Origin of the sequence: Thalassospira sp. MCCC 1A02898 (assembly GCF_001618185.1) — a bacterium.
GTDB classification, from domain to species: Bacteria; Pseudomonadota; Alphaproteobacteria; order Rhodospirillales; family Thalassospiraceae; genus Thalassospira; species Thalassospira tepidiphila.
In genome coordinates this window covers 103153-129941 of sequence record NZ_LPXK01000011.1, presented here as the reverse complement: position 1 = coordinate 129941, position 26789 = coordinate 103153, and the positions used below count along the sequence as shown (strand labels likewise).

The 26789-nt window shown below is 54.9% G+C and carries 23 protein-coding genes and 1 riboswitch; of the genes, 8 read left to right on the top strand and 15 right to left on the bottom strand.

The window, feature by feature from the left end:
• Positions 1–5: 5 nt before the first annotated feature.
• The 6 genes from AUQ41_RS11590 to coxB all read right to left on the bottom strand — a co-directional run bounded on the left by AUQ41_RS11590 (position 6) and on the right by coxB (position 5075).
• A complete protein-coding gene (locus AUQ41_RS11590; RefSeq protein ID WP_063088563.1) occupies positions 6–806 on the bottom strand; it encodes a cytochrome c oxidase subunit 3 in 801 nt (266 codons plus the stop codon).
• An 82-nt stretch (positions 807–888) separates the two neighbouring features.
• On the bottom strand, positions 889–1479 hold the full coding sequence (locus AUQ41_RS11585) for a cytochrome c oxidase assembly protein (protein WP_063088562.1): 591 nt from the start codon (positions 1477–1479) through the stop codon (positions 889–891).
• 6 nt (positions 1480–1485) lie between these two features.
• A complete protein-coding gene (locus AUQ41_RS21280) occupies positions 1486–1608 on the bottom strand; it encodes a hypothetical protein (protein WP_255356190.1) in 123 nt (40 codons plus the stop codon).
• 14 nt (positions 1609–1622) lie between these two features.
• Positions 1623–2549 carry a heme o synthase gene (gene cyoE / locus AUQ41_RS11580; protein WP_008889198.1) on the bottom strand — a complete coding sequence of 309 codons (927 nt, stop codon included), beginning with the start codon at positions 2547–2549 and terminating at the stop codon, positions 1623–1625.
• A gap of 79 nt (positions 2550–2628) precedes the next feature.
• Positions 2629–4212, bottom strand: coding sequence for a cytochrome c oxidase subunit I (gene ctaD, locus AUQ41_RS11575; RefSeq protein WP_008889197.1), 1584 nt, complete (start codon positions 4210–4212; stop codon positions 2629–2631).
• A gap of 11 nt (positions 4213–4223) precedes the next feature.
• Entirely contained in the window at positions 4224–5075 is an 852-nt protein-coding gene (gene coxB, locus AUQ41_RS11570; protein WP_008889196.1) for a cytochrome c oxidase subunit II, read from the bottom strand.
• Between the two features lie 834 nt (positions 5076–5909).
• Here coxB and AUQ41_RS11565 point away from each other — a divergent pair.
• A complete protein-coding gene (locus AUQ41_RS11565) occupies positions 5910–6695 on the top strand; it encodes a hypothetical protein (RefSeq protein ID WP_008889195.1) in 786 nt (261 codons plus the stop codon).
• An 87-nt stretch (positions 6696–6782) separates the two neighbouring features.
• On the opposite strand, the gene AUQ41_RS11560 is transcribed toward AUQ41_RS11565, so the two are convergent.
• Positions 6783–7361, bottom strand: coding sequence for a YqgE/AlgH family protein (locus AUQ41_RS11560; protein WP_008889194.1), 579 nt, complete (start codon positions 7359–7361; stop codon positions 6783–6785).
• A gap of 320 nt (positions 7362–7681) precedes the next feature.
• Between AUQ41_RS11560 and AUQ41_RS11555 the strand changes: the two genes are divergently transcribed.
• Together AUQ41_RS11555 and AUQ41_RS11550 are read left to right on the top strand one after the other, a co-directional pair.
• Entirely contained in the window at positions 7682–9889 is a 2208-nt protein-coding gene (locus tag AUQ41_RS11555) for a protein-disulfide reductase DsbD (protein ID WP_063088561.1), read from the top strand.
• Positions 9890–10104: 215 nt separating this feature from the next.
• Positions 10105–10584, top strand: a complete 480-nt coding sequence (locus AUQ41_RS11550; RefSeq protein WP_008889192.1) for a peroxiredoxin — start codon at positions 10105–10107, stop codon at positions 10582–10584.
• 89 nt (positions 10585–10673) lie between these two features.
• On the opposite strand, the gene AUQ41_RS11545 is transcribed toward AUQ41_RS11550, so the two are convergent.
• The 7 genes from AUQ41_RS11545 to AUQ41_RS11515 all read right to left on the bottom strand — a co-directional run bounded on the left by AUQ41_RS11545 (position 10674) and on the right by AUQ41_RS11515 (position 17743).
• The gene (locus AUQ41_RS11545; RefSeq protein ID WP_232308375.1) at positions 10674–11078 is read right to left on the bottom strand and encodes a hypothetical protein; all 405 of its coding nucleotides are present in this window, start codon (positions 11076–11078) and stop codon (positions 10674–10676) included.
• A gap of 210 nt (positions 11079–11288) precedes the next feature.
• Positions 11289–12200, bottom strand: a complete 912-nt coding sequence (locus AUQ41_RS11540; RefSeq protein WP_063088559.1) for a protein phosphatase CheZ — start codon at positions 12198–12200, stop codon at positions 11289–11291.
• A gap of 202 nt (positions 12201–12402) precedes the next feature.
• The gene (gene gcvPB, locus AUQ41_RS11535; RefSeq protein ID WP_063088558.1) at positions 12403–13899 is read right to left on the bottom strand and encodes an aminomethyl-transferring glycine dehydrogenase subunit GcvPB; all 1497 of its coding nucleotides are present in this window, start codon (positions 13897–13899) and stop codon (positions 12403–12405) included.
• Entirely contained in the window at positions 13896–15251 is a 1356-nt protein-coding gene (gene gcvPA, locus AUQ41_RS11530) for an aminomethyl-transferring glycine dehydrogenase subunit GcvPA (protein ID WP_063088557.1), read from the bottom strand. The genes gcvPB and gcvPA overlap by 4 nt, the downstream gene beginning before the upstream one ends.
• Positions 15252–15254: 3 nt before the next feature.
• Complete coding sequence (gcvH, locus tag AUQ41_RS11525) at positions 15255–15626, bottom strand: glycine cleavage system protein GcvH (protein WP_008889187.1); 372 nt, start codon at positions 15624–15626, stop codon at positions 15255–15257.
• A gap of 74 nt (positions 15627–15700) precedes the next feature.
• A complete protein-coding gene (gcvT, locus tag AUQ41_RS11520) occupies positions 15701–16813 on the bottom strand; it encodes a glycine cleavage system aminomethyltransferase GcvT (RefSeq protein ID WP_063088996.1) in 1113 nt (370 codons plus the stop codon).
• Positions 16814–16983: 170 nt separating this feature from the next.
• A riboswitch (glycine riboswitch) is annotated at positions 16984–17082 on the bottom strand.
• Between the two features lie 103 nt (positions 17083–17185).
• Positions 17186–17743 (bottom strand): hypothetical protein, encoded by a 558-nt coding sequence (locus AUQ41_RS11515; protein WP_063088556.1) that lies wholly within the window; start codon positions 17741–17743, stop codon positions 17186–17188.
• 256 nt (positions 17744–17999) lie between these two features.
• On the opposite strand from AUQ41_RS11515, the gene ispH reads away from it, so the two are divergent.
• The 4 genes from ispH to AUQ41_RS11495 all read left to right on the top strand — a co-directional run bounded on the left by ispH (position 18000) and on the right by AUQ41_RS11495 (position 23065).
• Positions 18000–18947 carry a 4-hydroxy-3-methylbut-2-enyl diphosphate reductase gene (gene ispH / locus AUQ41_RS11510; protein WP_008889184.1) on the top strand — a complete coding sequence of 316 codons (948 nt, stop codon included), beginning with the start codon at positions 18000–18002 and terminating at the stop codon, positions 18945–18947.
• Positions 18948–18992: 45 nt separating this feature from the next.
• Positions 18993–19961 (top strand): homoserine kinase, encoded by a 969-nt coding sequence (locus tag AUQ41_RS11505; protein ID WP_008889183.1) that lies wholly within the window; start codon positions 18993–18995, stop codon positions 19959–19961.
• 25 nt (positions 19962–19986) lie between these two features.
• Positions 19987–20436: a ribonuclease HI gene (gene rnhA / locus AUQ41_RS11500; protein WP_008889182.1), complete on the top strand. Its 450-nt coding sequence runs from the start codon at positions 19987–19989 to the stop codon at positions 20434–20436.
• Between the two features lie 268 nt (positions 20437–20704).
• Positions 20705–23065, top strand: a complete 2361-nt coding sequence (locus AUQ41_RS11495) for a bifunctional diguanylate cyclase/phosphodiesterase (RefSeq protein ID WP_008889181.1) — start codon at positions 20705–20707, stop codon at positions 23063–23065.
• Positions 23066–23149: 84 nt separating this feature from the next.
• Here the strand turns inward: AUQ41_RS11495 and AUQ41_RS11490 are convergent, their stop codons facing one another.
• On the bottom strand, positions 23150–25207 hold the full coding sequence (locus tag AUQ41_RS11490) for a protein meaA (RefSeq protein WP_063088555.1): 2058 nt from the start codon (positions 25205–25207) through the stop codon (positions 23150–23152).
• A gap of 291 nt (positions 25208–25498) precedes the next feature.
• Between AUQ41_RS11490 and ccrA the strand changes: the two genes are divergently transcribed.
• Positions 25499–26779, top strand: coding sequence for a crotonyl-CoA carboxylase/reductase (gene ccrA / locus AUQ41_RS11485; RefSeq protein ID WP_063088554.1), 1281 nt, complete (start codon positions 25499–25501; stop codon positions 26777–26779).
• Positions 26780–26789 lie beyond the last annotated feature (10 nt).

Here is a 26789-nt window from a genome sequence, read left to right as displayed (position 1 = left end):
ACGGCTTATTCGCCACCCCAGATGTAAACGGCAAAGAACAGGAACAGCCAGACAACGTCAACGAAGTGCCAGTACCAGGCTGCTGCTTCGAGACCAAAGTGATGATCCTGTTTGAAGCCATCTTTCATTGCGCGCACAAGGCAGACCGCCAGGAACACCGTTCCGACAAACACGTGGAAACCATGGAAACCGGTCGCCATGTAGAAGGTCGAGGAATAGATGTTGTCAGAGAAGCCAAATGCCGCGTGGCTATATTCATATGCCTGCAGGAACAGGAAGATGACGCCAAGACCAACGGTCAGTGCCAGACCCTGAACAAGGTCCTTTTTCTTGCCTTCAAGGATCCCATGATGCGCCCAGGTCAGGGTGCAACCCGACAGCAGCAGGATCAGGGTGTTCAGGAACGGCAGATCCCAGGGATCAAGAACTTCAACACCTGCTGGGGGCCATTCGGTCACGCCCGGGCTGAAGATCACAAACGCATTGTGGAAGAACGCCCAGAAGAAGGCGACAAAGAACATCACCTCGGATGCGATGAACAGCGACATGCCATAACGCAGGCCAATCTGAACGACCTTGTTATGATAGATGCGTGATTCGCTGATCACGTTGCTCCACCAGCGGAACATCACAAACAGGATGCCTGCAAGCCCGATTGCCGCCAGCCAGAAATCCGTCGGCGCACGATCCGAATGCATGAACATGACCATGCCACCAGTAAACAGACCTGCGGCTGCGGCTGCTACCAGCGGCCACGGGCTCGGGTCCACCAGGTGGAACGGATGTTTCTGAGCATGATCACTCATTCCTTGTCCCCCTCAATCCTTACAAAAGAAACTCAAGTTCGCTTTGTTAAACAGAGACAGCAAATCGCATGACTGCGATCTGTCAGCCTCCCTGATCTTCGTTCCTGCCAACCGCTTCGAACGATGCCTCGGATTTGAAGAAGGTATAAGACAGGGTAATGGTCTTCACGTCCTGGGTATTGATGTCTTCGGCAATGGCAGGATCAACATAGAAACTGACCGGCATGTCGACGCGCTGACCCGGTTCAAGGGTTTGCTCGTCAAAACAGAAACACGCGATCTTGCTGAAATACTGCCCTGCTTTAAGTGGTGTTACATTGTAAACGGCTTGCCCGGTAATCGGCTTCACAGACATGTTTTCGGCCATGTAATAGGCCAGATTGTCTTCGCCCAGACGGACGGTGATTTCACGTTGTTCGGGTTTGAACTGCCAGGGCAAACCCGAATTGATATCTGCATTGAAACGGATCTTGATGGTTTTTTCCGAAACCTCGACCCCGGCATCCTTGCCAACCTGTGGCGTGCCGCCAAATCCGGTTACCTGACAAAACAGCTCATAAAGCGGAACCGACGCATAGGACAGGCCAATCATGCCGCCAACGACGGCGGCACAACTCAGCATCACGCGCTTGTTGCGCTTCTTTACTGTATCTGTGTGTTGTTGATCAGCCATGGTTTCCTAGCTCATCTTCAAAATGGTTATGGCAAAGAACAGCACAATCAGGCTGGTCAAAATCACCAAAAACGCCCAGTTCTTCTTTTTACGCTTGGCGTAAAACGCTTCGAGTTCGGCTTTGCTCATTTTGGGGTGCTCCGTCATACGATGAACCCGCCAAGCCAGACATCTGCAACCATCGCCCCAAACAGGACAAACAGATACAAAATGGAATATCCAAACATCTTGTGCGGCGCGCGTTCTTCGGCGTTGCGCAAAACCCGTACCGCATGGCGCAGGAACCAAAGCCCGGTCAGACCCGCCGTCACGGCGTAAATCGTTCCTAGCAATCCGGTCGCGACCGGAACAAAGGTCACCGGCAAAAGCAGAATGGTATAAACCAGCATCTGCTTTTTGGTTGCGGCGTCACCGGCAACCACCGGCATCATGGGAACACCGACCTTGGCATAGTCGCCGCACCGAAACAGTGCCAGCGCCCAAAAATGCGGCGGTGTCCACATAAAGATAATCATGAACAGCGCGATTGAATTGATATCAATCCCGCCCGTCACCGACGCCCAGCCGATCATCGGGGGAAAGGCCCCGGCGGCACCGCCGATGACGATATTCTGTGGTGTGCTGCGTTTCAGCCAGATGGTGTAGACGAACACGTAAAACGCTATCGATACAGCCAGCAAAACCGCAGCAGCAATATTGATGGCAACCGCCATGATCGTGACCGAAACAATCGACAGCGCAATGCCAAGAGACAAGGCCTCGTCGGCGGGCACGCGCCCGGCCGGGATCGGTCGGTTTTGGGTACGTTTCATGTGGATATCGATATCACGATCATACCACATGTTAATGGATGCCGCGGCACCACTGGCGATAGCGATACAGGCGATTGCGACGAGTCCCAGAAACGGATGGATCGAACCCGGGGCAATCAGCAACCCCACAGCACCGGTGAAAACCACAAGCGTCATCACACCGGGTTTGAGCAACGCGATATAGTCACGCACATCCGAAACCGGCAGGGATACTGCGTTTTCAAGCGCTAGGGTCTGATCTGCAACCTGCTTGGTCATTGAACTCTGGTCTTCTCGTTTGGGGCGGTAGGATGCCCCCCGCAAACCGGGGCCTGCGGGGGACTTAAACCAGGATCACTTACTTGATACGTGGCAGTTCGTCAAAGGTATGGAACGGCGGCGGAGAGCTGACGGTCCATTCCAGTGTATCTGCACCTTCCCCGTACGGGTTTGCTTCGGCCTTCTTGCCACGGATGAAGGCATGCGCCACCACACCAAGGAAGAAGATCGTCGCCGCAAACGAGATATAGGCACCATAAGACGAAACCATGTTCCATCCGGCAAACGCATCCGGGTAGTCGGCATAACGACGCGGCATGCCGGCAAGCCCCAGGAAGTGCTGCGGGAAGAAGGTCAGGTTGACGCCAATGAAGAAGAGCCAGAAGTGGATCTTCGCACCGAGATCGGAAATCTCGTAGCCCGACATTTTGCTGAACCAATAGTAGAAGCCAGCAAAGATCGAGAAGACAGCGCCAAGCGACAGAACATAGTGGAAGTGCGCCACAACGAAATAAGTGTCATGCAGCGGCAGATCCATGCCCGAGTTCGCCAGAATCACACCTGTCACACCGCCCACAGTAAACAGGAAGATGAAACCGATTGCCCAAAGCATCGGAGCCCGCAAGGTGATCGAGCCCCCCCACATGGTCGCGATCCACGAAAAGATCTTAACCCCGGTCGGCACCGCAATCACCATCGTCGCTGCGGTAAAGTATGCACGGGTATCAACATCCAAGCCCACCGTGTACATATGGTGCGCCCACACGATGAAGCCGACAACACCGATTGCCACCATCGCATAGGCCATCCCGAGATAACCGAAGATCGGCTTGCGCGAGAAGGTCGAGATGATGTGGCTGATGATGCCAAAGCCCGGCAGGATCATGATGTACACTTCTGGATGACCAAAGAACCAGAACAGGTGCTGATACAGGATCGGGTCACCGCCACCGGCCGGATTGAAGAAGTCCGTGCCAAAGTTACGGTCGGTCAGAAGCATGGTGATCGCGCCACCAAGTACCGGCACCGCCAGCAGCAGCAAGAATGCCGTCACCAGCATTGCCCAAGCAAAAAGCGGCATCTTATGCAGGGTCATGCCCGGCGCACGCATGTTAAAGATGGTGGTAATGAAGTTCACCGCACCAAGGATCGAGCTGGCACCGGCAAGGTGAAGGGCAAAGATCGCCATATCCACCGAGGCATCCGGATGGCCAAGCACACTTGAAAGTGGCGGATAAACCGTCCAGCCGGTGCCGGCACCACTGCCGACAACAGCCGACAGCATCAGCAGGATAAAGGCCGGAACAATCAGCCAGAACGAAATGTTGTTCAAACGCGGGAACGCCATATCCGGCGCGCCAATCATGATCGGAACAAACCAGTTGCCAAAGCCGCCAATCATCGCGGGCATGACAACAAAGAACACCATGATCATGCCGTGTGCGGTCACAAGCACGTTAAAGAATTGCGGGTCATCAATGACCTGGGTTCCCGGTTGTGCCAGTTCCATACGGAACCAGACCGAAAACGCACCACCGATCAAACCGGCAAGCACTGAGAAGATTAGATAAAGAGTCCCGATATCCTTGTGGTTGGTCGACAGGAACCAACGGGTAAAGAAGCCGGGGGTATGATCGTGATCATGTGTTTCAGCGTGAGCCATCAATCTCTCCCTCACTCTGCCGATGCCACTGATACCGCAGACGGCAGATCAGCAGATGCGAACTGTTCTTGAGCCTCGGCGACCCAGGCTTCGTATTCTTCCATGGTAACGGCCTTAACCGCGATCGGCATATATGCGTGGTTCACACCACACAGTTCCGAACACTGACCATAGAATGTCGTACCGGCATACTCAGCTGGAATGCGGGTCCAGGTTTCGTTCAGTCGGCCGGGAACGGCATCAAGCTTGATGAACAGCGACGGCATCGCCCAGTTATGGATCACGTCGTCTGACGTCATGATCAGACGGATGTTTTGATCAACCGGCAGGACAACGGGATTGTCCACATCCAGAAGGCGCTTCTTGCCTTCGGCAATGGCGGTTTCCTGATCGATCATAAGCGAATCAAAGGTGAAGTTGCCGTTATCGGGGTACTCATATGTCCAGTACCACTGCTTGCCGATAATCTTGAGCGTAAGATCGGCATCCTCGACACGGTCTGCAAAATACAGCAGGCGGAAAGAGGGGATCGCGATAACAAGAAGAATAAGCACCGGAACAACCGTCCAGACCACTTCAAGAAGGGTATGGTGCGTTGTTTTCGATGGGACCGGGTTGCGTTTCGCGCTGAAGCGATAAAGCACAAACAGCAGCAAAGCCAAGACGATCACGGTAATGATCACCATCAACCACGTAACGAGATTAAAGAATTTCTGGCCTTCAACAGCCACAGGCGAAACCGGATCCTGCAGCCCAAGCTGCCAGGGTTCAGGTTGACCAACAGCCGCAAGTGCTGCGCCATCAAACCCGGTAAGTACCGCCAATCCCAACAGAAGGATGGGAAATAGCTTCTTGATCGACATGCGAATCTGCCCCCTCGCATTACATCTCAAGGCGATATGCCTCAATCGTCTCCACCCCTGACTGACAGTGGCCGAGCTGACAAATACGGCCCACTCTCAAGGACCTTATCACGTCTCAACCAAAGATTACCCTGACAAACAGGCCGGAGCATTTCCTCTGACATATCTTATTCTTAATAAGCCTGCACTCGAAAGTACATTTGTAACGCAGGCAAATAGCGTATCTTCGACACCAGTTCCAGAAAAAACCTCGCTGCATTGCACAAAAAATATATTTTGCCGCCATCAGAATGATCGCTCTGGTTTTGACTGAAATCGCTCTAAATACCCACCCTTGGATAGAAAAACCGCCATTCCGCATGGCCGATTTTCACCTTTCCAACGAATGCTGCTTTGCAATATATGCGCAAAACTCGTTAGAATCACTTCAACCAATGGCTAAAGCCGTTTCTTTTCAAATCCTACGCGATCCGCACATCGGCGGATCAACACGACGTTACGTCATCCTGACAGCGTCCTGATCCGGGCTGATTTTTCGCAACAGACCGCTCCAGGATCGATTTTGCCAACGATTCGGATACTGGCGTGAGGCAGGCCGTAAGAAACCAAATGCAAAAATACTATCCGAACCCTTTAATTGAGCGGACTTTTCCCCAATATCACGGATAGAAATTCGGTTGGATATATCAGCTTTGCCGACTATTCTACCAAAACGTATGCATTCCCGATGTTCCGTGCACCGCAACCAGACAGGTTGCTGCCCGATGCAGACGGTTCAAAGACAGAGGTTCGTCTATGGCACGCTCAGGAAGTAAAAGACTATTTACCGCGGAAATGCGGTTGCTCAATAAACTCGAAACCATGAGCGACATGGTCGCCTTGCCGACCGACATGCCGACTGATGCGAATGGCTCTGTCGGCGGTGCCGACATTTCGAGCCTGCATACCGCGATTGAAGATCTCAAGCTTGAACTGCTTACCGACATCCGCGTGATGATCGAAGAGCAGAAAAAGGCGAACAAGGCAATCGACCCGGAAGACGACGAACAGGCCGACGCCCGCAATGAACTGCGCCTGGTCAAAAACGAAGTTCGCGCCCTTGCCAATTCCATTCAGGAAACAAAACGCGAAATCGCAGCCCTATACACCGCGCCCGAAGATGACAGCGGCACGCGTCTTAATATCGTAAAGGGTGAACTTGATTCTGTCGTCGCCGCAACTGAGGATGCGACTGCCAGCATCCTTGAAACCGTCGAAAAGATTGACGCGGTTGCCCACAATATCCGTTCCGCCGCCCCGGATGACTACACACAAGGGCTGGCCGATGACATTGTCGAACTTGTGGTGAAAGTCTTTGAATCCTGTAACTTCCAGGATCTGACCGGGCAGCGGATTACCAAGGTCGTCAACACCATGAAGTATATCGAGGAACGCGTGAACCGCGTGATCGAAATCTGGGGTGAGGATGACTTTGGCGACTTTGACCTGCCGCCAGACCCCAAAGGCCTCGACAACCTGGACAAAACCGTCACCAAGGCACCGCAGAATGCCAATCGTGTGTCTCAGGATGAAGTCGACCAGATCTTCTCACAGGAAGAAATCGACGCCCTGTTTGATTGATCGATCACGACTGTCCGAAATGCAAAAGCCTGCCAGATTGGCAGGCTTTTCTTTTGACGGGTTCTGAAGGTCTCGGGATAGAACGCCTTAAGCGTGTCCGGCTTCACCCGAAAGCAGTTCCGGCGCAAAGCCAAGCCGTGAAAACGCCTGCTCCCACTTGTCTTCGCAATCGGTATCAAACAGCAGATCCGCATCGGCGTCGACGTGAAGCCAGCCATTGGCAAGGATTTCACTTTCAAGCTGCCCGCTGCGCCATCCGGCATAGCCAAGGGCAAGAATGCGGCTTTGCGGACCTTCGCCGACGGCAATCTGTTCAAGAATATCAACCGTCGCTGTCACCGACACGCCACGATCAACATGAAGGGTCGCCTCGTTCGAGAAATCGGTCGAGTGCAGAACAAAGCCACGGCTGCTTTCAACCGGTCCACCGAAATGGACCTGAATGTCTTCGATGGTCGGTGCCGGGCGCGCAATGCCAAGCTGTTCAAGCAATTCCGGGAAAGTGATGCTGTCGATCAGGCGGTTGATCACCAGCCCCATCGCACCGTCTTTGTTATGCGCACAGATATAGACCACACTTTGCGAAAAGCGCGGATCACGCATGCCCGGCATCGCTACCAACAGCTTGCCGCCGAGATAATCACCCGTGCCTATACCTTCTGCCATGTCGCAACTCTCTTTATCCTGTTTCACAGAGCCTAGCGCGAATACCTGCCCATTTCCATCAAGAACCCGGAAAACCGTGTTTTTTGTCGTTTGACATTCCGGATTGCCATATACCTCATGTAGATAGGAACGCACTGCCATGGCAATGGATCCATCTCGTTTTGCGTTGGATCAGGACAAGCCCCTGCCTGCATGTGCTAGTGATAGGGCGTTCACACAGTCGTGGCTTGATTTGAACGGGGACTGGAATTACGCCTCTTCTGTGCCACAAGTTTGGCCCACACTGCGCAAATCGGTTTTTCGTGCTTAAGGAACAACACGTGCTCCGCCACCTTATCACCCGCTTGGCTTTTTTAATTGCCATCTGCCTGTCATCCATCGGTGCAAGTTCTGTTGCACTGGCGGCATCGGATATGGCAACCGACTGGGTCGATGAGGACTTCGCGTCAGTTCGCCTGATCAGTGCGCAAACCGAAACCGGCGGCAAACAGACACTCCGTCTTGGTCTTGAATACGAACTGCAACCCGACTGGAAGATTTACTGGCGCAGCGCAGGCGATGCCGGTTTCCCGCCGCAACTTGATTGGACCGGGTCCGAAAATGTCGGCGACGCAAACATCCTTTGGCCGGCCCCTCACCGCTTTTCGATCTTTGGCCTCGAAACATTCGGCTACAAGGATCACATCATTCTGCCGATTGATGTTGCGATCCCCGATCCGGCCCAGCCGGTCGCGATCCGCCTTGATGTCGATTATCTGGTGTGCAGCGACATCTGCATTCCGGCAAATGCCAGCTTTGATATTGATATCCCCGCCAGTACCACCGCTGGTGCAGGCACCTCGATCGCCAGCAATCACGCCCACCAGATCGAAAAATTTGTTTCCAAGGTGCCGCTGCGGGGCACCGGCCTTCCCATCGAAGTCACCAGCATTTCCAGCATCAATCAGGGCGATGCGCACAGCCTGCGTCTGGGTGTTCGCGGCATTGATGATGCCGGGGTCGACATTGACGACATCCTGATCGAGAGCGACCTGCGCGCAGGTTTCGGTCTGCCCGAACCGCAAACGACCGCGACGGGCAGCAACGAGGATGTTCAGTATTTCGATCTGACCGTCATGGGCTTGGCCGAAGACCAGACACTGAAAGATCAGCCGGTCACCGTCACCGTCATTGCCGGTCCGCTTTCGGTGGAGCAAAACCTTGTTGTCGGTGATGGCAACGCCACCATAAGCACAGCATCCAGCGCGGCCGCAACGGCGGGCATGAGTTTCGCGATGATCGGATTGTTCGCCTTGCTTGGCGGCTTGATACTGAACGTCATGCCCTGTGTGTTGCCGGTCCTGTCGATCAAGGTCATGTCGGCCCTGAAGGCCCGCGAACAGGACATCAATCGGGTGCGCATCGGTTTCCTGGCCAGTGCCGCCGGGATCATTACATCCTTCTGGGTGATTGCCGCTGTTCTGGTCGGCATCAAACTGGCCGGGGGCACCATTGGCTGGGGCATTCAGTTCCAGCAACCGCTGTTCCTGACCGTTATGACGATCATTCTCGCCCTGTTTGCGCTGAATATGTGGGGGCTGTTTGAAATTTCCGGCCCGGATCAGCTTGGCAACGCGGCAAATGATGCCATCACACGCAGCGAAAGCCACGGCCACCATATCAGCAGCAACTTCCTGACCGGTATGTTTGCCACTTTGCTGGCAACCCCCTGCTCTGCCCCGTTCCTTGGCACGGCGGTTGGATTTGCTTTGGCGGGCAGTGTGTTTGATATCTTCTGGATCTTCACCTTGCTGGGGATCGGCCTGGCGCTACCGTATTTCGCGATTGCCATCCAACCGCGTGTGGCACATATCCTGCCCAAACCGGGCCGCTGGATGAATGGTGTCAAAGTTGTTCTTGGTCTTGCCCTGATCGGCACGGCGATCTGGCTTCTGGGCATTCTGTCGGTTCAGATCGGCATGGGTGGTGCGATTGCTGTCGGGCTTGGCCTTATTTTGGGCGGCGTCTTTATCTGGGCCCGCAAACGCACATCAAACCTGCGTCCGCGCTTTGCCTTTACGTCGCTGGCGGTACTGGGCTTCTTGGTTGCACTGTTTGCGCCCGGCTTTTCGCAGCCGCCGTCGTCGCCGAGCGCATCATCGGACAATGGCACACTTGTCTGGCAGGCGTTTGCGCCTGAAACCATTGATCGTTTGGTTACCGATGGAAAGACGGTCGTGATCGATGTTACGGCCGAATGGTGTGTGACCTGTCAGGTTAACAAAAAGCTGGTTCTCGAAAAGCCCGACGTCCGAAATGCATTGATGCAGGATGATGTTGTCCTGATGCAGGCCGACTGGACCCGCCCGGATCAAAAGATTGCCGATTACCTTGCCTCCTATGGCCGGTTTGGCATTCCGTTCAATGCGGTATTTGGTCCGGGGGCACCGGATGGCATTCTGCTTTCAGAATTGCTCGGTGTGGACGAGGTTTTAGGTGCGCTTGAAGATGCAAACGGTTCGGCAAGCCTTGCCAGTTCCGTTCAGTGATCACATCTGATTGGGAACGCGTAGTGTTTCCGCTCCTCTCAGCGCAGGCGTTAAGGTGCATACAGGCCCAAAATTGCTGCCTATTCAAGTCAGGCAGATGAAACCTGTTAAAAACTCTGCGTGAAAGCATTGAATGCCAAGCAGATTTGGTGTTTGATTCCGGCATGCGATCCAGCGCGCAGTCAACGGGATTGCGCCAAATAACGGAGATACCCATGACCATTTCAGTCGGTTCCGAACTCCCGGAAGTTACCCTTTTCCGCGCAACCAGCGACGGTCCGGAAGCCGTCAATTCCAAGGAATTCTTCGCAGGTCGCAAAGTTGTCCTGTTTGCCGTACCGGGCGCCTTTACCCCGACCTGCTCGGCCAAACACCTTCCGGGCTTTGTTGCCAAAGCCGATGAGATCAAAGCCAAAGGTGTCGATGAGATTGCCTGCCTTGCATCAAACGATGCCTTTGTCCTTCAGGCATGGGCCGATGCGGAAAAGGCCAACGACGTCACCATGCTTTCGGACGGGGATCTGGCGTTTGTCGATGCAACCGGGCTTGGGCTTGACCTGACCGGCCGCGGCCTTGGCAAGCGTGCCAACCGTTTCGCCATGATTGTCGAAGACGGCAAAGTCACCGACATTGCCGTCGAAGAACCAGGCGCGTTTGAAGTTTCAAGTGCCGAAGCTGTTCTGAAAAAGCTTTAAAACCGGAAAGTTTCCCGCAACAAGCGCCTAAAGCTCCGCAATCATTTGCGGAGCTTTTTGCTTTGAATGTAGGGAATATTATTGCCTGATCAGCGCGGAAGCAGAACCGGTATCGGGTCTTCCTTGCTGTCATAATCGCATTCAAAGGTCGGGTTGGTGTGCTTGGCAATGAAATGCACAACACCTTCCCGGAAACTGTCCTTGATCGGTGACCAGCTCATATAGACCCCGCCACGGGTGTCATATTCGCGAATATCCGGATCTCGCATCAGTTCAGAAAAACTGTGTCCAAGATCTTCTGTTGCACCGGCCACCAGCCAAGACGGCTTCAGGCCACCATGCCACAGCAAGTAAACGCCACCGACCCCATTCAGGCTAAGCTCTGAAATATCGTCGATCATGAACAGGCGGTAGTACTCCCCACGTGGGCTTTTTCGCCATTTTATGTCTTGTGCCTTTGGCTGGCGAATAGCACCGAGAGACCAAAATCCCATATTAACCTCCAAGCACGCCAAAACGCGTGCAACCGTATGTTACACGCATCCCAACATAGCTTCTTATTCTTATAGGTAAGAACTTACCTTACATATGTAAACTTTTGATTGACAAATGACTGGGCGAAAACGCCCGAAGCGCTCTTTGCCAAGAAGATATAGCTCACGCTACTACCTTAAATCACAGCACAAAACCAAGCATTTTTCGAATTATTCGAACAACTTGTCGATATCGTCCTGGCTGATGCCTTCCCCTTCGAGCTGGGGACCATTCAGAAGATCTGCATCCTCGGGCCGTGATTCTTCCTCGACCTCGGGAACCGGCAATTCGGCAAACGCATCTTCACCCCAGATCGAGATCATGTTGTGGACGCGCTCTTCAACGAACTCAAGCGTGCTGACCACCTTGTTGATGCGCTGGCCGGTAATGTCCTGGAAGTTACAGGCTTCAAAGATCTTGGTCACGATGAATGCAATCTGTTCAACGTGATCGGCGACAAAATCGCTCGGCGCCGAGTTTTTAAGCGTCATCGTCAGATCGTCAATCTGCTCGGCGGATTCCAGAATGGTATGGGTCGCCATTTCGGTATCTTTGACGATGGCATCAAGTTCCGAGGTCGCACTTACCAATCGGTCATCCTGTGCCTTTGGATGGCGCAGCGATGCAATCTGAACCTTTGCCCTGTGGATGTGCTCGTTCATTTCCGCGATCTGGGTGCGGATCAGTTCCAGATCGTCACGATCGGGCTCTGCCGCCCCCGGGCGATTGGAGTGGCTTGGGTTACTTGAAACCGGTTCGGGCAATTTATCCATCGGCGCATCGTTTGATGCAAACGGGGTGGCGACATCACTGGCCGGAACACCACCGGCTGCCACCACCTGACGCAGTTGTGAAACTTCACCACGCAGGGCTCTGATTTCATCCAGAACAGCCTGGGTAATACCGGATGTTTCCGGGGCACTCGTCGCTGCCGGCAAGGATGCCTGCATCGGTTCCCCTGCCCCCATGCCGCTTTCCAGCGTCGGGTCAAAAAAGGAGTCAGACCAATCCTCAACAACACCACCGGTGCGTTCTTTAAGACGACGTTCGGCAGTGAATACTTTTTGCACGCGACGAGACATAACTGACTTTAACCCTCCGGAACGGACATGCGTCCGATCACTAAATCCCCAAACGCACCATTTTGACGGCGTTCATTACTATTACGGCAAGTATAAGGGTGCAGATTGCGACAAGTCCAATGGGTTTCAAGTCCAAGTCTTTGAAAAAGAACACCCCGGCCAAACGACCGGGGTGCACCAAAAGGTCAGGTTGCGTTGGTTATCAAGCTGTTTCAGGCTTCCAGCGCAAAACCGGCTTACGTGCAGCCGCCGTTTCATCAAGGCGTCTGCGCGGGGTCAGGTACGGTGCATTCTTGAAGAATTCTGCATCGCCCGACTCGGCCTTGGCCACAAGCGACAGAATCGCATCACAGAACTGATCAATCGATTCCTTGGTTTCGGTCTCGGTCGGTTCGATCAGCAACGCCCCATGAACCACCAGCGGGAAATACATCGTCATCGGGTGGAACCCTTCGTCGATGATTGCCTTTGCCAGATCCAGCGTCGAAACACCGGTATCTTTCAGGAAGCCGTCGTCAAACAGGGCTTCATGCATGCAATAGCCCGGGAAGGCCACACTGAGCTTGTCCTTAAGACGCGCCAGCAGATAGTTGGCATTCAGAACCGCATCACCCGACGCCTGACGCAGGCCATCTGCACCATGGCTTTTCATATAGGTCAGCGCACGAATAAACATGCCCATCTGACCATGGAAGCCCTTCAGACGGCCAAACGGCTTCATGCCGTCTTCTTCGTCCGCGGTTTCGACCAGATGGAAGCCATCACCCTTTTTCACGACATACGGTATCGGGGCAAACGGTGCCAGTGCCTCGGAAAAGACAACGGGTCCTGAACCCGGTCCACCGCCGCCATGCGGGGTCGAGAACGTCTTGTGCAGGTTGATATGCATCGCATCAATGCCAAGGTCTGCCGGGCGCACCCGACCGACAATGGCGTTGAAGTTCGCACCATCGCAATAGAAGTAACCACCCGCTTCATGCACCAGATCGGCGATCTTGCGCACATCACGTTCAAACAGACCGCAGGTATTCGGGTTGGTCAGCATGATACCAGCCACGTCGTCGCCAAGCTTGGCTTCGAATGCGGCCAGATCAACACGGCCGTCTTCGGTCGCCGGGATCGAATCAACCGTAAAGCCACAGGCGGCCGCGGTTGCCGGGTTGGTCCCGTGGGCGGATTCCGGCACCAGAACACGACGACGGTTTTCACCGCGCGCATCAAGGGCCGCGCGAATGGCCATCATGCCGCAAAGCTCGCCCTGTGCACCCGCTGCCGGGGACATGGAAACCGCCGGCATGCCGGTCAGGACCAAAAGCCAATGCGCACATTGGTCAATCAGTTCCAACGCACCCTGAACGGTGCTTTCCGGCTGCATTGGATGCAGATCGGCAAGACCGGGCAAACGCGCGACTTTTTCGTTCAGGCGCGGGTTATGCTTCATCGTGCAAGAACCAAGCGGGAAGAAACCGGCATCAATGCCATAGTTCTTCTGCGACAGGCGCGTGAAGTGACGCACGACTTGCGGCTCGGAAAGCCCCGGAAGGCCAACGTCGCGATCACGGCCAAGACCGCCAAGGCGCGATTTGGTGCCCTTGGGCTCCGGCAAATCAACGCCGGTACGGCCGGGCTGGCCCTGCTCGAAAATCAGCTGTTCTTCAAGAACAAGTCCACGGTTGCCGGTATGGGTTGTAAAGGTCATGCCAGCGCCTCCTTCAATGCGGACGCAAGCGCCGCGATATCCTCGTCCGTGTTGGTTTCGGTGACCGCAACCAACAGGTAGTTATCCAGATCCGAACGGTTCGGATACAAGCGCGACAGCGGCACACCGGCAAGGACGCCCTTGGCAACCAGTGCTTCAACCACTTCGGCGGCCGGCTTGGAAAGCTTCACGGTGAATTCGTTAAAGAAGCTGTCATTGACGACAGATGCGCCATCAACGGCATCAATCGCGTCCGCCGCCTTGCAGGCATTTTCATGGTTCAATGTCGCCAAACGGCGATAACCGTCTTCACCCAGCAGGCTCATATGCACCGTAAAGGCCAGTGAACACAGGCCCGAGTTGGTGCAGATGTTCGAGGTCGCCTTTTCACGGCGGATGTGCTGTTCGCGGGTCGACAGCGTCAGAACAAAGCCACGCTTGCCGTCCTGATCGACCGTTTCACCACAAAGACGGCCCGGCATCTGACGCACGAGCTTTTGCGTGGTGGCAAACAGACCGACATACGGTCCACCATAGTTCAACGCATTACCGATCGACTGGCCTTCGCCACAAACGATGTCTGCGCCAAAGCTGCCCGGTGATTTCACCGCGCCAAACGCCACCGCCTCGGTAAAGACCACCACCAGAAGCGCACCCTTGGCATGGCAAAGATCGGCCAGTTGGGTGTGATCCTGAATGCGGCCAAACACGTCCGGGTACTGCACCACGACACATGCGGTCTGATCATCGATCAGATCGTTGAGTTCTTCGGCAGTTGCCTGATGTTCCGGATGCCCATCGCGCCCGGCGACTTCGGTGTCGCTATACTGGCAATAGGTTTCGGTCACTTCGCGGTAATGCGGATGCAAACCACCCGAAAGCACCGCCTTCTTGCGACGGGTCGCACGGCAGGCCATCAGAACCGCTTCGGCACAGGATGTCGCACCATCCCACATCGACGCGTTGGCAACATCCATCCCGGTGATCGAGGCAACCTGGGTCTGGAATTCAAACAGGTATTGCAGCGTGCCTTGCGCGATTTCCGGCTGATACGGGGTATAGGCGGTCAGGAATTCACCGCGCTGGATCACGTAATCAACCGTCGCCGGGACATGGTGGCGATAGGCACCCGCCCCCAGGAAACTGGGCACGCTTGATGCGCCCATATTCTTGGCGGCCAAGGCCATCATATCGCGTTCGACCTGCATTTCGCCAAGGTGGGATGGCAAATCAACAGGTGCATCAAGCAACGCGCCGTCGGGCACATCACAGTAAAGTTCGTCAACCGATGATGCCCCGATGGTATCAAGCATCGCAGCACGATCAGCGCGTGTCAGTGGGAGATAACGCATGTTTTAAAGGCCTTCGACGAAGTCTTTGTAGGCAGCTTCATCCATCAGCTCATCAAGCTGGGATTCATCGGTCAGTGTCATTCTAAAGAACCAGCCGTCTGATTCCGGGGCTTCATTGACCAGTGCAGGATTGTCATCGAGCTCTTCATTGACCTCGACAATTTCACCATCGAGCGGGGCGTAAACGTCGCTGGCGGCCTTGACCGATTCAACAACCGCCGCGTCACCATCCTTGGTCAGTTTCTTGCCAACTTCCGGCAGCTCGACATACACGATATCGCCCAGCGACTGCTGCGCGTAATCGGTAATGCCAACGGTTGCCACACCGTCTTCAAGCTCGATCCATTCATGTTCCTGCGAAAATTTCTTAGTCATTTTCCATTGTCCCTGTTGATCAATTCAGTGCCAATGCAGCGTAGCGCCGCTCTCTCTATGATAAATTCTGGTTCTTAGCCGCGGTAATAACGATGCGGCGCGAACGGAAGTTCGACCACCTCGGCCGGGCGCGCCTTGCCACGCACCATAAGATCGACCTTGGTACCCGGTTCGGCAAATTCAATCGCGACATACCCCATGGCAATCGGGCAATCGACGGTCGGGCCAAACCCGCCCGATGTAATCTCGCCGATGTCTTCGCCATCTGCGTTCAAAATCTGGGTGTGTTCGCGTGCAGGTGCCTTGCCTTCGGGCTTGATGCCGACACGTTTGCGATCCGCACCGTGTTCAAGCTGATCAAGGATCACATCCGCGCCCTTGAAACCACCCTCGGCCCGGCGACGTTTGTTGATGATCCAGTTCAGATCCCCTTCAACCGGGGTCGTGGTGGTATCAATGTCGTTACCATACAGGCAAAGGCCCGCTTCGAGGCGTAGTGAGTCACGTGCGCCAAGGCCGATCGCCTCGACCTCGTCCTCGGCCAGCAGCTTGCGTGCAAGCGCCTCGGCATCGGCGTTGGGCACAGAAATCTCAAAGCCGTCTTCGCCGGTGTAACCCGAACGGGTCACAAAGCACGGACTGCCAGCGATGTCGATTTCGGCAAAGCTCATGAATTTCAGATCGGCAACCGATGGTGCAAAGCGTGCCAGAACCTTGGCCGCATCCGGACCCTGAAGTGCCAGAAGCGCACGGTCATCGATTTCTTCAAGCGATACACCATCGCCAAGATTGGCGCGCATGTGAACGATATCATCGTCCTTGCAGGCCGCATTGATCACCAGAAACAGGCTGTCCCCCGCATTGGTAATCATCAGATCATCAAGGATCGTGCCGTCGTCCTGGGTAAATGCGGAATAGCGGGTGCGACCGTGTTTAAGGATGGCGATATCACCGGGCACAAGCTTTTCAAGCTCGGCCACGCGGTTCTCGCCGGTCAAACGCACCTGCCCCATGTGGGACACATCAAACAGGCCTGCCTTCGCACGGGTATGAAGATGTTCGCCCTTCACACCAAGCGGATATTGCACAGGCATGGCATAGCCAGCAAACGGCACCATTTTGGCACCGAGTTCCTCATGCAAATCATAAAGGGCAGTTTTTAGAAGTTCGGATTCTTGATCCGCCATCAGGTTCTCCAAGACAATCGTTGCGAAATATAGCCGACCAGTGGCCAACCACATTCCCCCTCTGTCTTTGGAGCCTGAAAGAATCACATCCGGGGTAGGAAGCCGGTCTGCTTACATCTTCGGCGAGGTGTTCCTGATCAAAAATTCAGGTCACCTGCTTTCCAGAGTCCCATCTCCACGCGGTCCTGTTGCCTGAGAGTTTCCGGGGTGGTTGCTCCTTCGGCGTCCGCCCATCCGATAAGGACTGCGGCCTCTCCCACGTGCATCATTTGGGTATGTTTCTGTTATACGGGTTTCCGCGCAAACCGACCAGCCCCTATTTTTCGGGCATGATCGGCCTGCCGCGTCTCAAACAAACAAACCCGAATAAAATCAATCGGTTCCGAACCGGCGATTATACTCAAGTTGGTCCGCACTCAGCTGGAAACCAAGATAGATTTCGTAATCCGGACCGGTCCAGACATCGTCCAGCGGCACCGACAGGGTGACCTGTTCGTCACGGATACGTGCCATGTTGAGATTGTCGGCAAACGCCATATTAACGTCAAACACCGACTTCTGAATGAAGGTGCCGTTCGGGTCACGCAGGGCGACGAAATATTTGAATTGAACGTTACGGTTTTGGGCTGCCGGTCCAAGCTCGGCGGTAATGATCGGGCTGATGATGACATCAAGTTCCTTGTCATCAAGGTCATAGCCGCAATCACCAAGGTATCCGGTAAATTCGGCTTCGACGATCACATCGGTCAGGTCGCGGCCAGCACCACTGAACTGAACAAGCTTTGCCGTATCCTTTGGCAGATAGGCCGCCGGACAAACCGGGACCGGCTGTTCTTCGAACGGGTTGCCACCGCCGCATGCGCTTAGCAATCCACCAAGCGAGACCATACCCAATGCATAAACGCGCCGAAGTCCGTTACCGATTGTCATCCAAGCCTCTATCAAACCAAATGTTTTCGGGCCGCATCGCGACGACCGGCCCGCGCGCAGTCTATTCTGTCGCGGATGTCGGCACAACCCGCTTGAACGGCCTTGGGCGGTGTAAAACGTCAAAAATTCGGCCAACCCGCACCGACCATTTACCCCAGAGTCATTGCACCGCATGATCAGGCAGGTTATGTAACGTGAATGTTTGAAAAATGCGTCGGCAACGCCCGCACGCAATTGGGAAAGCCGGACCTGTATCATGTCTGACAAAGCCAGCCTTCGGATCGTTCTTGCCAATCCGCGCGGTTTCTGCGCGGGGGTTGATCGCGCCATCGAGATCGTCGAAAAGGCGCTCGAAAAATATGGTGCACCGGTCTATGTCCGCCACGAAATCGTGCATAACAAATTCGTGGTCAATCGCCTGCGCGATATGGGTGCCGTTTTCGTTGACGAACTTGATGCCGTTCCCGATGGCGTGCCGGTGATCTTTTCGGCCCATGGTGTCCCGAAATCCGTGCCCGAGGCGGCCGAAACCCGCAAACTTGAATATCTTGATGCGACTTGCCCGCTGGTCTCCAAGGTCCATCGCGGGGCGGAACGCCATCACGCTGACGGCAAGCATATTCTTCTGATTGGTCATGCCGGTCATCCCGAAGTCATCGGCACGATGGGCCAGTTGCCACCCGGCAGCATGACCCTGGTCGAGACCGAAGAAGACGCCGAAACCATCGAAATCAGCGATCCGGAAAATCTGGCTTTCGTAACCCAGACGACCTTGTCACTTGATGACACTGCCAAGATCATTGAAATCCTGCAACGGCGTTTCCCGTCAATCGCGGTACCGAAAAAGGAAGACATCTGCTACGCCACGACCAACCGCCAGCATGCAGTCAAACTGATCGCGGAAAAGGCCGATGCAATTTTGGTCCTTGGCGCGCCAAACTCATCGAACTCCAACCGTCTGGTCGAAGTCGCCAAACGCGAAGGCTGCACACGGTCGGTTCTGGTCGAACGGGCAAAAGATATCGACTGGTCCAAGCTTGACGGTATTTCAAGCCTTGGCATCACTGCCGGTGCGTCGGCACCTGAAATCCTGGTCGAGGAAGTCATTGATGCCTGCCGGGAACGCTTTGACGTGACGGTCGAGACAATCACGCTGACCAACGAGAATGTCACCTTCAAACTGCCGCGTCAGCTTGCCAGCTAGGTCTGCGGACATGCTTATTTTCAGATCAGGACGACGATAGAACTCATGGCCGTCTATACCGACGTTTCAGACGAAGATATTTCCCGCTTTGTTGCCGAATACGATATCGGTGACGTGGTATCGTTCAAGGGGATCGCAGAAGGCGTCGAAAACACCAACTTCCTCCTTCAGACGACCAAGGCTCCGTATATCCTGACCCTGTATGAGAAGCGGGTAAATCCCGATGATCTACCCTTCTATCTTGGCCTGATGGATCACTTGTCGGCCAAGGGACTGAATTGCCCGACGCCGATCCACGGCAAGGACGGTGTTGCCTTGCGGCGCCTTTGTGGTCGCCCGGCCGCCATCACGTCCTTCCTGCAGGGCATGTCGCCCAGACGCATTCAACCCCATCACTGTGCCGGGGTTGGCGCCGCACTGGCCGAATTGCACTCAGCCGGTCAGGATTTCGAAATGCACCTGCCAAACGCGCTGAGCATCAAGGGATGGCGTTCGCTTTTTGACAGCTGCGCGGAACATGCCGACGATGTCGAACCCGGCCTTGGCAAGATGATTGGCGAAGAGCTCGCATTTCTAGAGGAAAACTGGCCGCACGCCCTGCCCAAAGGCGTCATTCACGCGGATCTGTTCCCCGATAACGTCTTCTTCTTTCCAAACAAGGAAGCCGTTTCCGGGCTGATTGACTTCTACTTCGCGTGTAATGATCTGTTTTGCTACGACGTTGCCATTTGCATGAATGCCTGGTGCTTTGAACCCGATAACAGCTTCAATGTGACCAAGGCCAAAAACCTTCTGTCGCATTACAGCAAGGTCCGTCCACTTTCGGACGTCGAAAAGGCCGCCCTGCCCATTCTGGCGCGCGGCGCAAGTCTTCGGTTCCTTCTGACACGGCTGTATGACTGGGTGAATACGCCCAAGGATGCACTTGTCACCCCGAAGAACCCGCGCGAATACATCAACAAATTGCGGTTCCACCAACGTGTGGAAAACGCAACAGCCTACGGCCTGGATTAGGCACAAAGGCGGGGAACACGACAATATGACTTCAAGTAACGGTGACGATAACCGCGTCGAGATTTACACAGACGGCGCGTGCAGCGGCAATCCCGGCCCCGGTGGCTGGGGCGCTATTTTGCGCTTCAAGGGTGTCGAAAAGGAAATGTCGGGCGGCGATCCGGAAACCACCAACAATCGTATGGAAATGATGGCCGCCATCAGCGCGCTGGAAGCCCTGAAACGTCCCTGTGTCATCGATATCTACACCGACAGCAGCTATGTCCGCGACGGCATTACCAAATGGATTTTCGGCTGGCAGAAACGTGGCTGGAAAACCGCCGATAAAAAGCCGGTCAAGAATGTGGAACTATGGCAACGTTTGCTGCAAGCCCTTGAACCACATAAGGTCGAGTGGCACTGGGTCAAGGGTCATGCCGGTCACCCGGAAAACGAAAGATGCGACGAATTGGCCCGACAAGCTGTGCCGCGATAACGAATTTTTCGCGGTTATCGGGAAAAATGCTTGAAGCTGAGGGACTTCGCTACAAGATAAATAGCTTTGCTGGCTTGTGTCAGATAATTGAATGTTTAACGAAATCAAACTTGCGTTTTCATCAAGTTGCGGTTTGACTTGAGACTAATTCAAGGGGGTGTTGGCACCCATACAAAGGTCGAGTACATTATATTCGACTAGCCTAAAGTGGGTGTCAGGGAGAGAACGCTTGTCACGCGGATCGTACGGGTTTTTACAACGAAAGTCCTTGAGCAGTCGGCTGCTGTTTATCGCATTGCCGCTTGTTTCGCTGTTCTCGCTCGCGCTTTTCATCGTCTTTGGCTATGTCAGCTACAAGGTGCTGCGCGACGACCTGAATGGCAAGGTCGAACAGACCGCCGACATTAACGCCCGCGTTCTGGCCACACCTTTCTGGTATCTCGACGTCGACAATATTGAATCTGCCCTCAACGCCATGGCGCGCGATCGCGACATCGTTGCCGTGCAGGCACTGGGTGCCGACGGCACCGAATTTGCCCATACCGGCGTTTCCCAATCCGAACTGACCGACACGCTTCGTCTTTCGCGCCGTGTCTATTTCGAACGCAACAACGTCCGCCATGACGTTGGCGAACTGGTCATCTACTTTACGGACGCACGCGTTCAGGATTTGCTCTTCCGCCGTATTGCGATCGACATGATCCTGTTCGGGCTTTTGATCTCGGTCGTGGCTGCAAGCCTTCTGATCGCCAACAAACGCTCGATCAAGGAACCGCTGAACCGACTGCTGCATTCCATCCGAATGACCAAGCACGGCCGACTGCGCCGTCCGGTGGAATGGAACAGCTCGGACGAACTCGGCCTTTTGATCCGCGAATATAATGAAATGGTCGCCCTTCAGGGTCAGGCGCAGGAAGAAGCGCAGCGCAAACAGGCCCTGCTGGAAGCAACCCTTCACAATATCGGTCAGGGCATCTGTCTGTTCGATCAGGACCTGAACCTGATGGTCTGGAACGAACGCTATATCGAGTTGCTTAACCTGCCGCGCGATCTGGTCAAGGAAGGCACCCCGCTTTCTGATATCCTTCGCTATAACGGCGAACGCGGCGAATATGGTGATGTCAGCATTCAGGCCCTGATTTCTGACCGTGTTGCGATTGCCCGTCGCCGTGAACCCTATCGCATGGAGCGTACCCGCCCGAATGGTCGTGTCATTCAGGTTGATCACAACCCGATGCCGGGCGGCGGTTACGTTGCGACCTACACCGATATTACCGAACGTAAACAGACCGAAGCCCGCATGCGTCACCTTGCGGTCCATGACGTTCTGACCAGCCTGCCGAACCGCACACTGTTCCTTGACCGTCTGCGTCAGGCGCTGCTATCGGCCCGTCGTTTCCAGCGCGGCGTGACGGTTCTGTTTGTCGACCTTGACCGGTTCAAGGACATCAACGACCACTTCGGCCACGATGTCGGCGATCTGATGATCCAGGAAATGGGTCAGCGTCTGTCGCGCATCATCCGGGATTCGGATACCGCAGCCCGCCTTGGTGGCGATGAATTCGCAATCATCCAGACCGATGTCCAGAACATCGAAGACACCATCGCCCTTGCCCAACGCATCATTGACGAGCTGTGCCAGCCGTTTGATTGCCGCGGCATCCGCCTGCATTCGACCGCCAGTGTCGGCATCACTCTATTCCCGGAAGACGGCGAAAACCCCGAACAGCTGGTCAAGAACGCCGATATGGCGATGTATGCCGCCAAGGCTGAAGGACGCAACAATTACCGCTTCTTCCTGCCGTCGATGCACGAACGGGTCAAGGAACGCAAAACCATCGAGGAAGATCTGCGCAACGCGCTTGAACACGATCAGCTCGAACTTTACTATCAGCCGAAAATCGATTGCCGCACCGAACGTGTCGTCGGCGCCGAGGCGCTTGTGCGCTGGCATCACCCGGAACGCGGCCTGATCCTGCCCGGCGAATTCATTTCCGTTGCCGAGGAATGCGGCCTGATCAACCGTCTGGGTGCATGGGTTCTTGAAAAGGCCTGCCGTCAGACACGCATCTGGCGCGACTCATCACTTTCCGATCTTCGGATTGCCGTCAACCTGTCCCCGGCACAGTTCCAGGATGCCGAACTGGTTGATAGTGTCACCAAGATCGTCAAGGAAACCGCCCTGCCGCATGGCACGCTGGAACTTGAAATCACCGAATCCATTCTGATGAACAACCCGGAAAAGGCGGTCTCCACGCTTAAGGAGCTCAAGGAACTTGGCGTTCTGATTGCGATTGATGATTTCGGCACCGGCTATTCGTCGCTGAACTATCTCAAACGGTTCCCGGTGACCTCAATCAAGATCGACCGTTCATTCGTGAACGACATTCATGTCGATGTCGATGACAAGGCCATCGTCGATGCGGTCATCGGCCTTGGTCACAGCCTCAATCTCGAAGTCGTTGCCGAGGGCGTGGAAGAAGTCGAACAGCTTGTCTATCTGCAGGAAAAGGGCTGCGACTTTATCCAGGGCTTCCTGTTCTCCAAACCATTGCCTGCCTCGACCTTCGAAAGCTGGGTCAACGAGCGACATGGCACCGAACAGGAAACTGTCTCAGCCAAGTCCTGATCCGGGCACATCCAAAAAGAACCGGTCGCACCCGTTGTTGGGTCCGACCGGTTTTTTTGTCAGATGGTCCTGCCCGCATGGACGTTAATAAAGCGCTGCATCCCCAAGTGCGTCACCGGCACCATTTGATGAAACGGCTGTTTTGTCAGATGACTTGCGATCCACAAGATCAACAATCTCGGAAATCACCTTGGCCAACTGGTAATCCTTGGGGGTATAGACCGCGGAAACGCCCATCTGGCGCAGCACCAGCATATCAGACTCCGGGATAATCCCGCCGACAACGACCGGGATATGACCAGCCCCTTGGGCACGCAGCCCGTTGACCACTTCACGCACCAGCGACACATGCGACCCGGACAGGATCGAAAGACCGATGACATGCGCGCCGTCTTCGATGGCATTACGCACCAGTTCCTCTGGCGTCCATCGAATGCCTTCATACAAAACCTCGATCCCGGCCTCGCCCGCCTTGACCGCAATCTGTTCGGCCCCGTTGGAATGACCATCCAGACCCGGTTTACCGACCAGCATCTTCATGCGTTCGCCAAGCTTGTCGGAAACCTCATCAACGCGTTTGCGCAAATCCTGAAGGTTTTCCGCATCCCCGGTCACAATCATCGATGTAATCCCGGTCGGGGCACGATATTCGCCAAACACGTCGCGCAGGGTTTCCGACCACTCGCCTGTGGTGACCCCGGCATGGGCACAGGCGATGGAGCTTTCCATGATGTTGCGGCCTTCACTGGCGGCTGACTTCAAGTCTGTCAGCGTGGCATCGACTTCGGCCTGATTGCGCTCGGACCGCCAGGCTTTAAGTTTTTCGATCTGGTCCTGTTCGGCCATGTCATCGACGGTCAGGATCGATTTCTCCCCCGATGTCAGCGGTGATGGTTCGGTTTCGGTAAAGGCATTCACCCCGATCACCTTGGTAAGGCCGCTTTCAATATCGGCCAGACGCAGCGCGTTGGACCGCACCAGTTCCTGTTTCATATAGCCGCGATCAACTGCGGCAATTGCCCCGCCCATCTCATCAATCTTTGCAAGCTCTGCCCGCGCACCTTCCTTAAGCGCGCCGACCTTGCGTTCAATCGCCGGGTTACCGTCAAACAGGTCTTCATACTCCAGAAGATCAGTTTCATAGGCCATGATCTGTTGCAGGCGCAGCGACCATTGCTGATCCCACGGGCGCGGAAGACCAAGCGCCTCGTTCCAGGCGGGCAGCTGCACGGCACGCGCCCGCGCATTCTTGGACAGAACCACCGCCAGCATCTCGATCAGAATACGATAGACGTTATTTTCCGGCTGCTGTTCGGTCAGGCCCAAAGAGTTGACCTGAACCCCATAGCGGAACCGGCGATATTTGGCGTCTTCGATGCCGTATCGGTCGCGGGTGATTTCATCCCAAAGTTCGCAGAATGCCCGCATCTTGCAGATTTCAGTAACAAAGCGAATCCCGGCATTCACAAAGAATGAAATGCGCCCGACCACCTTGGCAAAGTCTTCTTCGGGCACCTGACCCGAATCGCGCACCGCATCCAGAACGGCAATCGCGGTTGCCAGCGCATAGGCCAGCTCCTGCTCGGCTGTCGCCCCGGCTTCCTGCAAATGATAAGAGCACACATTCATCGGGTTCCATTTCGGAACCTCGCAATAGGTAAAGGCCGCGACATCTGTAATCAGCTTAAGGCTGGGTGCAGGCGGGAAGATATAGGTCCCGCGTGACAGATATTCCTTGATGATGTCGTTCTGGGTCGTGCCCTGCAGGCTGGCGCGCGCCGTGCCCTGCTTTTCGGCCACCGCAATATAAAGTGACAAAAGCCAGGCGGCTGGCGCGTTGATCGTCATTGATGTGTTCATCTGATCAAGCGGGATGCCGTCAAACAACGTCATCATGTCACCGAGATGCGCGACGGGGACGCCAACCTTGCCGACTTCGCCACGCGCCAGAACATGGTCAGAATCGTAACCGGTCTGGGTCGGCAGATCGAAGGCCACCGAAAGCCCGGTCTGCCCCTTTGCCAGGTTCTGACGATATAGCGCATTTGATGCCTGTGCAGAGCTATGCCCGGCATAGGTCCGGATCAGCCACGGGCGATCGCGTTCCGGCTTTGCTGCGTTGCGCTTGTTTTCCATCGACATCGCGACCTCTTGTATTTTTATTACTCAATGTCTTTACGATAATTACGCCTTAACGTTATTAAATTATCTACTAGACATCACTTGGGTAATTATATAACAATTTGTGCAACGCGATAAAAGCGAAAACAAATATCGCCCAGGTTATCCTTGCTGAAATTCCGCAGGAAACCGGGAGATGCCCGGGGAAAATAAAATAAATTCCGTGGCTTGGAGGATCCGTCGGCCGCAACGCAGCATTGGTAATTTAATTACCCTGCAAACCGGATCGACCCCGAACAAGGAGTGAAGGCCATGAATACGTCTGCTGAAGTGCTGCCTTTCCGTGGCGGTCAGGAAGAAAAAGATCTTTATGAAATTGGCGAAATCCCGCCATTGGGCCATGTGCCAAAGAATATGTATGCATGGGCGATTCGCGAAGAACGCCATGGCGAACCCGATACGGCCATGCAGTGCGAAGTTCTGCCGGTGACCCAACCCGACAGCCATGAAGTGCTTGTTCTCGTGATGGCGGCCGGGGTGAACTATAATGGTGTCTGGGCATCCCTTGGCAAACCGATCTCGGTCTTCAACGTCCATGATTGCCCGTTCCATATTGCCGGATCGGATGCATCGGGCATCGTCTGGGCGGTTGGATCGAAAGTCACCCGCTGGAAAGTCGGCGACGAAGTGGTCATTCACTGCAACCAGGATGACGGCGACGACGAAGAATGTAACGGCGGCGATCCGATGCTGTCCCCGACCCAGCGTATCTGGGGTTATGAAACACCGGACGGATCCTTCGCCCAGTTCACCTGTGTTCAGGCACAGCAATTGATGCCGCGCCCCAAACATCTGACCTGGGAAGAAAGTGCGTGCTACACGCTGACCCTTGCCACCGCCTATCGCATGCTGTTTGGCCATCGTCCGCACATCCTGCGTCCGGGGCACAATGTGCTGGTCTGGGGGGCATCGGGTGGTTTGGGCTCGATGGCGATCCAGCTGATTACAACGGCCGGGGCCAACGCAATTGGCGTCATTTCCGATGAGACAAAGCGTGACTTTGTTCTGGGACTGGGTGCCAAGGCCGTGATCAACCGCAAGGATTTCAATTGCTGGGGGCAGCTTCCCACCGTCAACGGCCCGGAATTTGGCGACTATATGAAAGAAGTCCGCAAATTCGGCAAGGCGATCTGGGACATCACCGGCAAGGGCAATGACGTCGACATCGTCTTTGAACATCCCGGCGAACAGACCTTCCCGGTATCGTGCAACGTTGTAAAACGCGGCGGCATGGTTGTGTTCTGTGCCGGCACCACCGGCTTTAACCTAACCTTTGATGCGCGCTTTGTCTGGATGCGCCAGAAACGTATTCAGGGCAGCCACTTCGCCAACCTGAAACAGGCGGCACAGGCCAACAAGCTCGTGATCGAACGCCGTCTGGATCCGAGCATGTCTGAAGTGTTCAGCTGGGAAGACATTCCGCGCGCTCACATGAAGATGATGCGCAACGAACACAAACCCGGCAACATGGCCGTTCTGGTGCAGGCAAAGCGCCCGGGCATGCGCACCCTTGAAGAAGCAGTCGAAGGCTAGTCCCACATTA